Here is an 8,521-nt window from a genome sequence, read left to right as displayed (position 1 = left end):
AAAAATCACGACGAGCAGCGATGAACGATCGCTATATGCTCTCTGTGTTAGCTGCGGCTCTCTCAAACTCAGTACCTCTGCCATAATCCCCCTGTCAATAGGGTTTGAGACGCGCTAACCCTGTTTTGCTGGTGACAAGTTTTGATGAAGATGATGCTGATAAAGCTCTTGATATAAAGATAGATGAGTTCATCAAAAAGCCGATTGACCCTGATATAGTAACTGCTAAAGTTCAAGCAATTTTAGCTCAGAATTCCTAAAATTTTCCTAATAATAAGAACTTCATTTAGAGATGATGCATTTGCAAGAGAGCAGCCAGAACATATTCTATTAGTACATCCGGCTCAACTGGCTTTCGGATAACTGCCCTGACTTTCACATCAGGCTGCTGATTTAAAAACGTCTCTTCATGTGCCGTAATGAACAAAATAATCAGATTTTGTAAAATCGGGTTGTTTTGGATACGACGGGCGACTTCATACCCATCCATGTAAGGCATCATTACATCGAGTAGGAGTAGATCAGGTATTGTAGATTCAAGATAGGCAAGGGTTGCCGCTCCGGAATCCACAATATCAACTTCATAGCCTTCCATTTGTAATACAGTTTGGAGGAAAAAACAATTGTCTCTAACATCATCACAAACTAGAATAAGCTTATTAGTATTATCTTGTTTTTCTCCTTTTTTAACTGACATATTTGAATAAAGCCCATACTGTTGTTTAGTCATTTTTAGCTGGAGAAGCAACTTTTATCATCATCCGATGGTGTTACTTGCTAGTCAAATTTTAAAAGCTAACTCCAATTATTTCTGAACTACTACTGAGATTAAGAGAGATTAGGAGCAATGCTTTTTGGTATAAAAGATATGTTTGGAATTTTCGTTAAAATTTGGAGAGTTTGTATAAGTAAATACATAATATATTTACTTGAACTATTACCTCTGACGGTTGCATATTATAAGTTGCAGCACTAAGTTATGGACTGTCACCTGAATCAAGCAACCAATAGTTTAATCTGATGATGATAGAAAATTTCCAGCTTGGACATTCTTCAGACGAGAGAACAGGCATAGACACAAATATATTCAAAGGATTGACAGTTATTATAGTAGATGCTAACAAAATATTCTTGTACTAACTAGCTATGTTCTTAAAAGATATGGAATTCAAGTGATGGTGGCAAATAATGCTTCGTCAGCATTTTTGCTAGTTCAAAAAATCGCAGTAGATCATATATTCTGGCTTCTGACTCCTGGGTGGGGATTTGACTTTTAACACTCATTTATGATTCGGAAAATTTTATTATCAATACATAATACATATCAATATTTACTGATATGGTATTAGTGTAGTGCATTTTTAATTTAATGAATAAAAGTGATTGATTATCCTACATTATTTTTGAGGTTTAAATTGATTTAAAGGTCAGCCCTCTCAACGCGAACAAATGAACTACTGACGCAACTAAAATTTAATTGTCTTAAAATTACACCCTACCTTTTAATATTTAATGTGAATTCAGTAATTTCAAGTTTAGAAAAAGTTTTGAAATTACTGATCTTCTACATTCAAGTTACCTTTGATTAACCTTTTTTGTAGAGCAACAACAACAGCTTGAGTGCGATCACGCACTTCTAATTTCTGCAAAATCGCATGAACATGCACCCTCACAGTCCCAGGTGTGATGTAGAGTGCCAGAGCAATTTCTTGATTAGTTTTTCCGGCTGCCAACAGTAACAAAATTTCTTGTTCGCGTTGGGTTAGGGGGTTGGAAAGTTTTGAGATATTTTCTGAGTTAGGTTGTCCAGGATCAGATGCAAAAGTAGAACGAATTTCTTTGGTTGCAGTTTCATCCCACCAGGATGCCCCAGCAGCGACAGAACGAAGGGCGAGCACTAATTTTTCTGCTGCCACTCCTTTGAGACAATAGCCTTGAGCGCCTGCTTCAATTAATCTTGCAATTAAAGACTTTTGGGAATGGGAAGTCAAAACTAAAACTGGTAACTGAGGATTTTGCTGCTTAATTTGGCGACAGGCCTCTATTCCTCCAATTCCTGGCAATCCCACATCTAGTAGCACCACATCGAAAGATTTTTGGTTAATTAACTCAATAGCTGTTTCTCCATCTTCGGCCTCAGCGATAATCTCTAAGCCAGTTTCTTGTTGCAATCGCACGTGCAAACCTAAACGAAACAGTTCATCATCTTCTACTAGGAGAATTTTGATTGGGGTAGATGGCATCTCACACAGTAAGAGAAGATTGAGATGGGTAAACGGGGAGCTTGAAAGCAAACATCGCACCGATCGGTACTCTGTTCTCTGCCCAAATTATACCGCCGTGGGCTGCAATAATTTGGCGAGATAGGTAAAGCCCTAATCCAGAGCCTTTGGCTTGGCGTTGGCTATGTCCTTGATAAAATCGTTCAAATAAATGGGAGAATTGTTCGGGTACAATACCTGCACCCGTATCCAAAATTTTCACAACTTGATAGGAAGCTTGCGGTTCTAATACTATTTCCACACGCTCACCGCGCCGAGAATGGTTGATAGCATTAACTAAAAGATTGGTAAAAACTCGTTGAAGTTGTAATGCATCACCTTTAACCCATAGTGATCGCCGCCAATCAGAGTCACCATAGTTAAGTGAAAGATAAACGCGGCGGCTAGCTGCTAATTCCGAGAGAGTGCTAGCAGCTTCTTCTGCCAAAATAGCCAAATCTATAGGTGCTAAATTGAGTTTTAAGCCTTCTGTATCATTACGATAAATATCTAACAAAGTTTCTAGCAGTTGTAGGGAAGTTTGATGACTACGCGTCATTATGGCTAAAACTTTTTGCTGTGCCGATGAGACAGCACCAAATTTTTCTTGTTCAAAAGCTTTGAGAGTTTCAATTGCTCCCAGCAACGGAGTTTTGAGATCATGGGTGAGAGTAGAAGCAAAATCTTCACGCACTCTAGACAATTCCTCTTGAGCTTCTAGCTTGGCACGAGTCAGGGCGATCGCTTCTTCGGAACGGCGCAGGCGATCACTCAAAACACCTGTGACAATCAATGCGATCGCGGCGATCGCTCTACTGGCGATCGTAGAAACCTTCATGACTTCACCAGATGGCATTACAAGATTCAGCATGGTTAGGCATACTGCAACGAAGGTAGCTTGAAAAGTGCCACGTCTCCCTAACCAGGAGTTTGCTAACAAAATGGGCCCTGTGTAGATTGCATTGACATTACTGATAGTCATAGCAACTACTCCCTTACTGGGAAAATATATAGCTCGCGTTTTCATGGGAGAAAAAACAATCCTTGATGCAGTAATAAATCCTCTAGAAAAAGCTATTTATGCCTTTAGTGGTATACGTCTCCAAGAAGAAATGACAGGTTGGCAGTATGCCAAAGCAGTACTGTATAGCAATCTTGTCATGGGGATTTTAGTTTTTTTAATACTGATGCTGCAAAGATGGTTGCCGCTAAATCCCACAAATTTAGGTACACCAAGTTGGGATTTAGCACTGCACACTACACTTTCCTTTCTCACCAACACAGATCAACAGCATTATTCTGGTGAGACAACTTTTAGCTATGCTAGTCAAACTTTTGCCCTTGGGTTCTTGATGTTTACTTCAGCAGCGACTGGTTTAGCAGTAGGAATTGCCTTTATTCGTGGTTTAACTGGTAGACCATTAGGCAACTTTTACAGCGATTTGGTTAAGTCAATCACGCGAATTTTGTTACCCATATCTGTGATTGGTGACTTGTTACTAATCTTGGCGGGTGTGCCAGAAACCTTGGCAGGCCCAGCCACAGCAACCACCTTAGAAGGAGCAACTCAAGTAATTGCCCGTGGCCCGGTTGCCCACTTTGAAATTATTAAACAATTAGGAGAAAACGGTGGTGGCTTCTTTGGGATCAACTCAGCCCATCCTTACGAAAATCCCAATGGCTTTACGAACTTATTAGAAATGTGGGCAATGATTTCTATTCCCACAGCACTGATTTACACTTACGGCATATTTGCTAACAACCGTAAACAAGCATGGCTAGTGTTTTGGATGGTCTTTGTCATCTTTGTCTTTTTAATAGGTATTGCCGCAGTAGGCGAATTTCAAGGAAATCCCCTTGTTAACTCACTATTAGGAGAACAACAACCCAATTTAGAAGGCAAAGAGGTTCGATTTGGATGGGCACAAACAGCATTATGGGCAGTCATGACCACAGCAACTATGTGTGGTGCTGTTAATGGTATGCACGATTCCTTAATGCCTCCAGGTGGATTTGCGACTCTCTTTAATATGTTTTTGCAAATTATTTGGGGAGGTCAAGGAACTGGCACAGCTTACCTATTTATCTATCTAATTTTAGCGGTGTTCTTGACTGGGTTAATGGTGGGACGGACACCAGAATTTTTAGGACGCAAAATCGAGAAACCAGAGATTGTCCTAGCCAGCGTTGTCTTATTAGTTCACCCCTTTGCTATTCTCATTCCTTGGGCTATTACCTTCGGTTTTCCTAATACCCTTTCAGGTATTAGTAACCCAGGTTTTCATGGTGTTTCCCAGGTAGTTTACGAATACGCTTCTGCCGCAGCGAATAACGGTTCTGGCTTTGAAGGATTAAGTGATAACACTCTGTGGTGGAACCTCAGCGCCAGTGTGAGTATGTTGGCAGGGCGTTATATCGCAATTATTGCACTGCTACTTTTGGCGGATAGTATGTCCCGCAAGCAACCTGTTTCTATGACCACCGGTACTCTCAGAACTGACACTAGACTCTTCACAGGAGTTACAAGCGGCGTGATTTTAATTCTTGGCGCTCTTACCTTCCTTCCCGCCCTTGTTTTAGGCCCCATAGCAGAGGCATTTCTGATTGCTAAAGGTGGATAAATATTCTCTTCTTTGCGCCTGTGCCTAATTTTTTTAAATTAATTAATCACCAATGACACCATCTACAAAACCGCGACAAGAACGCAAACATACAACCAAAGCCAAATCAGCCGGACTTTACAGGCGTTCATTTCAGCAAGCATTTGTCAAGCTGCATCCGCGCAATATGCTAAAAAATCCAGTGATGTTTGTAGTTTGGTTGGGTACGATCATCACAGCACTAGTAACAATTGCACCAAACTTATTTGGCCCAACACCTGGTGACAATCCCAGATTATTCAATGGTTTAATTACCCTGATTCTGTTCTTAACCGTTGTCTTTGCCAACTTTGCTGAAGCTGTAGCTGAAGGACGAGGCAAAGCTCAAGCAGATGCTTTGCGATCGGCAAAATCCGATGCTAAAGCCAAAAAACTCCTTGCTGATGGTTCCACCCAAGAGGTTAGTTCTACAGCCTTACGTCGTGGCGACCAAATCAAGGTAATTGCTGGAGATATTATCCCTGCTGACGGAGAGGTGATTAAAGGTATTGCCTCTGTGGATGAATCTGCTATTACGGGAGAATCAGCACCAGTATTGAAAGAACCAGGGTCAGATATTGCTAGTTCCGTGACTGGAGGAACGCGTATCAACTCTGATGAACTGATAATTCGGGTCACTGCTGATCCAGGTCAAGGCTTTCTTGACCGCATGATTAGTTTAGTAGAAGGAGCTTCTCGCAGCAAAACACCTAATGAAATCGCCTTGACGGTTTTGTTGGCAGTTCTTACCCAGGTGTTCTTGGTTGTGATTGCCACTTTACCTACAGTGTCGGTGTACGTCAACTCACCTATTAGTATTGCCGTACTCATAGCCTTACTTGTGGCACTGATTCCTACCACTATTGGCGGATTATTAAGTGCTATTGGGATTGCTGGGATGGATAGAGTTGCTCAGTTTAATGTAATTGCGACTTCTGGACGGGCGGTTGAAGCCTGCGGGGATATCAACACCCTGATATTGGACAAAACAGGTACGATTACTTTGGGAAACCGTTTGGCGGAGGAATTTATTCCTGTTAACGGTCATTCTATGGAGAAAGTAGCAAAAGTTGCTCTAGAATCAAGCATATTTGATGAAACTCCAGAAGGAAAATCCATTGTCAAACTGGCAGAAAAATTAGGGGCAACATTAGATTTTGACCCCAAACAAGCAGAAGGCATCGAATTTTCTGCCAAAACGCGGATGAGTGGTACTGATTTACCCAACGAGGTGCAAATTCGTAAGGGTGCAGTGGACGCGATTAAAGGATTTGTGCGTTCACGAAGTGGTTCCGCAGGAACTTCGCGTAATGTAAAATTAACCCCTGAACTTGATACTACCTTTGAACGAATTTCTCGATTAGGTGGTACTCCATTAGCACTTTGCAAAAATGATGAAATCTTTGGTGTAGTTTATCTCAAAGACATCATTAAACCGGGTATTCGAGAACGTTTTGATCAAATGCGGCGAATGGGAATTAAAACCATTATGCTGACTGGAGATAACCGTATTACTGCATCTGTGATTGCCGAAGAAGCAGGAGTTGATGACTTTATTGCCGAGGCTACACCTGAAGATAAAATTGAGGTGATTCGGACAGAACAAGCCCAAGGAAAACTCGTAGCCATGACTGGAGATGGTACTAATGATGCCCCAGCTTTAGCTCAAGCAAATGTAGGTGTGGCAATGAATACAGGTACTCAAGCGGCAAAGGAAGCTGCTAATATGGTAGACCTTGATTCTGATCCTACTAAGTTAATTGATATCGTCACGATTGGTAAACAATTACTGATTACTCGTGGCGCACTCACCACTTTTTCTCTTGCTAACGATATTGCTAAGTATTTTGCCATTCTTCCGGCAATATTTGCGGGTATTGGTGTTGGCACTCTCAATATTATGGATTTGGCAAGTACCCAATCTGCGGTTTTATCAGCTTTGATTTATAACGCCTTAGTGATTCCAGCGCTTATTCCATTAGCACTGACTGGGGTTAAATTTCGACCATTAACCGCAGATCAACTTTTACAACGCAATATCTTTATCTATGGACTTGGTGGCGTTGTAATTCCCTTCATCGCCATCAAAATAATTGATGTTTTGATTGTGTCCATAGGTTTAGCTTAATCCAAAACTCTGTATTCCAATTCACTATTTTAATTATGAACAATGTATTTCACTTTATTGGCGAAAAACCAAATCACATTCCTTTATCTCTATTTTTACTGCTTTGCTTGAATGTACTTCTAGCACCAGCAGTACAAGCCGCAACACCGTTCGCAATATCACGTTCTGCATCTTATGCTATTGCCCTTTTAGGACTCATGACTTTGAGTGTGAGCATTTATTTATTTGTAGTCATTTTTCAACCGGAGAAATTCTAATGAGCCAACTCAATAAAGCTGTTCGTTCTACCTTAGCTTTGTGGTTACTAACAGCCTTCCTCTATCCTTTATTTATGCTACTTTGTGGACAGATAGCATTGCCTTTTCAGGCTAACGGCAGCTTAATTACTAACAGTCAGGGTACAGTTGTAGGCTCTGCCTTAATAGGTCAACCCTTTAATAGCGATCGCTATTTCTGGAGCCGTCCCAGCACTGTAAAATACAGCATAGCCCCAGAAGTTGCCACAACTGGGGTGTCAGGAGCTAGCAACCTCGCACCCAGCAATCCTGAACTCCTCAAACGTATTCAAGTGGAAGTAGCACGGCTGAAACAAGCCAATATACAACCAACTGCTGATTTAGTTTATACTTCCGGCTCCGGTTTAGATCCTCACATCAGTATTGCAGCAGCCCAAACACAGGTGCGGCGTATCGCCAGCGCCCGTAATCTGAATCCAGCCCAAATTCAAACTCTAGTATCTCAAAACATTGATGGCAGATTCCTGGGAATTTTTGGTGAACCTGGAATCAATGTTTTGCAGCTAAATATGACTTTGGATGCTTTACAGCCTGCAAGTTAACTTCTTGAGGGAGTCAATCAAAAAAGCGATTAATTACTCTGATTACAGTCCCAATAAACGATTAACTCAAAAAAAGTAACTCTCTCATTTTCTTCCAGCTTTCTAAATTAACTATTGTCAATTTACCTAATATCTTGTTAATGATTCATTCTCATACCTCATCTCCCGATAGTTCTTATATTCGTCCTCACCGACGCGGGAAACATAAGATTTTTATTGGTATGGCTCCCGGTGTCGGCAAAACTTACAAAATGCTGGAAGAAGCACATCAACTCAAACAAGATGGAATTGATGTAGTTATCGGTATCGTAGAAACTCATGGACGCAAAGATACGGCAATGAAAGCTGCTGGAATAGAGGTAGTTTCTCAAAAAGCCTGCATCCATCAGAACGTCACTCTACAGGAAATGGATACAGACGCAATTTTGCAACGCTCTCCCCAACTGGTTCTAGTGCAATACGGTTCAGTTAAGGCTCAAAAGCTTATGAGTGACGTTAAATTTCGGAGCTTCGACTCGTTGTCCAGTACCTCTGTGTTTTGTTTTTTTAGAACGAAACTTTGATACAGGTCTTTTTACAACCCTGGGATTAGTACGGTGAACGCGTTCGGGTAACAACGTATCTAGGATTTCTACAATTAACCAATTGAAAAAAA

The 8,521-nt window shown here is 41.0% G+C and carries 8 protein-coding genes and 1 pseudogene; 6 read left to right on the top strand and 3 right to left on the bottom strand.

Annotated elements, in window-relative coordinates:
• Positions 1-104: 104 nt before the first annotated feature.
• Complete coding sequence (locus H6G97_RS39415; protein ID WP_190946078.1) at positions 105-260, top strand: response regulator transcription factor; 156 nt, start codon at positions 105-107, stop codon at positions 258-260.
• 26 nt (positions 261-286) lie between these two features.
• Here H6G97_RS39415 and H6G97_RS39410 read toward each other — a convergent pair whose 3' ends face one another.
• The 3 genes from H6G97_RS39410 to H6G97_RS39400 form a co-directional block, all read right to left on the bottom strand.
• Positions 287-730: a response regulator gene (locus H6G97_RS39410; protein ID WP_242055873.1), complete on the bottom strand. Its 444-nt coding sequence runs from the start codon at positions 728-730 to the stop codon at positions 287-289.
• Positions 731-1,553: 823 nt separating this feature from the next.
• Positions 1,554-2,243, bottom strand: coding sequence for a response regulator transcription factor (locus H6G97_RS39405; protein ID WP_190946077.1), 690 nt, complete (start codon positions 2,241-2,243; stop codon positions 1,554-1,556).
• Between the two features lies 1 nt (position 2,244).
• Complete coding sequence (locus H6G97_RS39400; RefSeq protein WP_190946076.1) at positions 2,245-3,243, bottom strand: sensor histidine kinase; 999 nt, start codon at positions 3,241-3,243, stop codon at positions 2,245-2,247.
• Here H6G97_RS39400 and kdpA point away from each other — a divergent pair.
• From kdpA to H6G97_RS39375, 5 genes and pseudogenes are all read left to right on the top strand, one after another.
• Positions 3,218-4,882, top strand: a complete 1,665-nt coding sequence (gene kdpA, locus H6G97_RS39395) for a potassium-transporting ATPase subunit KdpA (protein ID WP_190946079.1) — start codon at positions 3,218-3,220, stop codon at positions 4,880-4,882. The genes H6G97_RS39400 and kdpA overlap by 26 nt on opposite strands.
• Positions 4,883-4,934: 52 nt before the next feature.
• Entirely contained in the window at positions 4,935-7,028 is a 2,094-nt protein-coding gene (gene kdpB, locus H6G97_RS39390) for a potassium-transporting ATPase subunit KdpB (protein ID WP_190946075.1), read from the top strand.
• Positions 7,029-7,063: 35 nt separating this feature from the next.
• Entirely contained in the window at positions 7,064-7,285 is a 222-nt protein-coding gene (locus H6G97_RS56250; protein ID WP_190946074.1) for a potassium-transporting ATPase subunit F, read from the top strand.
• Positions 7,285-7,866 carry a K(+)-transporting ATPase subunit C gene (kdpC, locus tag H6G97_RS39380; protein WP_190946073.1) on the top strand — a complete coding sequence of 194 codons (582 nt, stop codon included), beginning with the start codon at positions 7,285-7,287 and terminating at the stop codon, positions 7,864-7,866. Before H6G97_RS56250 ends, kdpC begins: the two co-directional genes overlap by 1 nt.
• Positions 7,867-8,006: 140 nt before the next feature.
• Positions 8,007-8,321: pseudogene (locus tag H6G97_RS39375) on the top strand (sensor histidine kinase KdpD); the annotation flags it as partial.
• Positions 8,322-8,521 lie beyond the last annotated feature (200 nt).

Origin of the sequence: Nostoc flagelliforme FACHB-838 (genome assembly GCF_014698065.1) — a bacterium.
In the GTDB taxonomy this organism is placed as follows: Bacteria; Cyanobacteriota; Cyanobacteriia; order Cyanobacteriales; family Nostocaceae; genus Nostoc; species Nostoc flagelliforme_B.
The sequence above is the reverse complement of the archived record's forward strand: the minus strand, read 5'-3'. Positions and strand labels throughout refer to the sequence as shown.